The 2,249-nt window shown below is 39.2% G+C and carries 1 protein-coding gene and 4 pseudogenes; 4 read left to right on the forward strand and 1 reads right to left on the reverse strand.

What is annotated here, in order from left to right; all coding sequences use genetic code 11:
* A pseudogene (locus AAEY80_RS14140) lies at window positions 1-111 on the forward strand (IS5/IS1182 family transposase); the annotation flags it as partial.
* A gap of 64 nt (window positions 112-175) precedes the next feature.
* Here AAEY80_RS14140 and AAEY80_RS15010 read toward each other — a convergent pair.
* A pseudogene (locus tag AAEY80_RS15010) lies at window positions 176-322 on the reverse strand (DUF3817 domain-containing protein); the annotation flags it as partial.
* Window positions 323-495: 173 nt separating this feature from the next.
* On the opposite strand from AAEY80_RS15010, the pseudogene AAEY80_RS14150 reads away from it, so the two are divergent.
* The 3 genes and pseudogenes from AAEY80_RS14150 to AAEY80_RS14160 form a co-directional block, all read left to right on the forward strand.
* Window positions 496-723 (forward strand): annotated as a pseudogene (locus AAEY80_RS14150) (threonine synthase); the annotation flags it as partial.
* 348 nt (window positions 724-1,071) lie between these two features.
* Window positions 1,072-1,815: a TorF family putative porin gene (locus AAEY80_RS14155; protein WP_350588504.1), complete on the forward strand. Its 744-nt coding sequence runs from the start codon at window positions 1,072-1,074 to the stop codon at window positions 1,813-1,815.
* A 202-nt stretch (window positions 1,816-2,017) separates the two neighbouring features.
* Window positions 2,018-2,191: pseudogene (locus AAEY80_RS14160) on the forward strand (IS1595 family transposase); the annotation flags it as partial.
* Between the last annotated feature and the right edge of the window lie 58 nt (window positions 2,192-2,249).

Consider the following 2,249-nt stretch of genomic DNA (forward strand, 5'->3'; position numbering starts at 1 on the left):
GCTAGATTGAAACATTTTAGGGGCATTGCCACGCGATATGATAAGCTCAAAGATAGCTATGCAGCGGCGGTAATGCTCGCTTGTGTCTTTATCTGGTTGCCACTCATTTGAGTTCTATACACACCCTAGTGAGGTGCTCTTCTTTTTTCAATCACTTTCGAAGTTGAGAGTGGGGTATGATATAGGTAATAAACAACATACCGTGTGCCATACCGATGTATTTCACACCTTCTGGAATGTCCATCATATATTTTAGTGGCATGGCGATGAAGAGCAATAATAAGAAAGAGGTGCCTTCTAGATAGCCTATAGTCAGCTGAATGTAAAAATGTTATGGATTTAAACGCGCTACTGGTATAAATTTTCTTTGCGTGCTGCTTACACAGAGGCTGCACAAAATTCATCCCAGTAGCACTGTATCATTTTTAAAGTGGGTTAACTAGACAGCTAAAAGGATAAAAAATGACCAAACCTAATCCAAGAGTATTAGAAGTAAAAGGCGTATTCGTTGAGCCTGCATCGGCGGCTTCAATCGGCGGTGCAATCCGTGATATTAAAGCAGGTAAAATCGCTGAAGGTTCGGTGATCGTTTGCACAGTGACGGGTAATGGTCTAAAAGATCCTGACACTGCGATCAAACAATGTGCCGATGCCGTGATGCTCACCATCAATGCCACATTGGATGATGTCAGAACATCAATCCTATCAAATATGGAAAAATAATTTTTCATGCTTTGCTCAGAAGAAAATACTTAAAAAGCCAACCAACTGCGGTTGGTTTTTTTTATTGCATCGTGCAGAATATAAACTGTATAAGAATAATTCCTATTTACAAACAATTTGATACAGTTTGATTTGTTTTGGTGCAAAATCAATAAATCGCCCAATATTTGTGCAATACAATAATGCTTCAAAGTTGGTTTTGTAAGTTATTGCAGTTTTATTGCAAAGAAATAAGATAAAACAGTAACTTAATAAAGTTGGCACGCCCTTTGCTATTTCAATAACAAGTTCAGAGTCAAATCATTTCGATTTGAACATTTGTAATAAACAGCTTGGGGGAATACCAACATGAACTTTAAACTTTCTACATTAGTGGCTGCATCTTTACTCACTTGTGCAAGTGGCTTGACTATGGCAGCTGAAAGCGATGTATCATTCTCTGGTACTGCAGCAATGACTTCAGATTACCGCTATCGTGGTATGACACAAACTGAAAGCGACCCTGCCGTTCAAGTTGGTTATGGATTAACCCATAGCTCTGGCTTATACGCAGGTGTCTGGGGCTCGAATGTCGGCTTTGGTAGCTCATTAGAGCTCGATCCATATGTAGGTTATAGCACTGAACTTGGCTCTTTGGCGTCTAAACCAGTTTTAGATGTCGGTTTATGGTACTACGGCTATCCAAGTGCTTCTGATTTGAATTGGCTTGAGCTGTATGCACGTCTAGGTTTTGCAGACACCATCACTGTTGGTGACAGTTTGCTTGCAAGCGTGAATTTCACTAATGATTTTTTTGGCTTAGATACTGATGCATGGTATTTAAACCTGACTTATAGCATGCCATTGAGCGCATCTTTCGGTGGTGTAGCAAGCTTAGGTTATACCACTGCTGACGATTATGATTTCAGTGATAACGCTAGTGGCGATGATAACTACATCGACTGGAAAATTGGTGTGACTTACAGCTTTGCTTCTGTTGAAGACCTGTCAGCTGAGCTTGCTGCTGTCGGCACAAATATTGACGCCGACACCAACCCGTACAAACGTGGTGTAGAGACTGGTGCTGTATTTACAATTACTAAAGCATTCTAAGTTGTAAATAGCATAGGCTAGAAAATTAGCCTTGCGATAAAAAAATCCTGTCTTACTTCAAGGCAGGATTTTTTTATGGAGAATTGGTTCTAAATACGTCTTGGCATGTTAAATGCTTAATATTTATATCGAATAAAGATTGTTTGAATAGATTAAAAAGAAGGGGCTGTCCTAGATGAGTAAAATTATTTAGGATAGCACTATGAGAAAGAGTAAACTAAGTTGGTATAAACAAAGCAGACTCATCGAGTTATTTGTTGCCGGTTCTACCGCGAGAACAGCAGCAAGCCTAATTGGTGTTAATAAAACCACAGCCAGTTATTACTTTCATAGGCTAAGACTGCTTATTTACGAGAATAGGGGCTGTATAGAATTGAGGAACCATTGAAAAAAATAAGCAACGCCTTACTCTAATGTTTACCACAACAAAGAAA

Source organism: Psychrobacter sp. 78a-MNA-CIBAN-0178, assembly GCF_040309625.1.
GTDB classification, from domain to species: domain Bacteria; phylum Pseudomonadota; class Gammaproteobacteria; order Pseudomonadales; family Moraxellaceae; genus Psychrobacter; species Psychrobacter okhotskensis.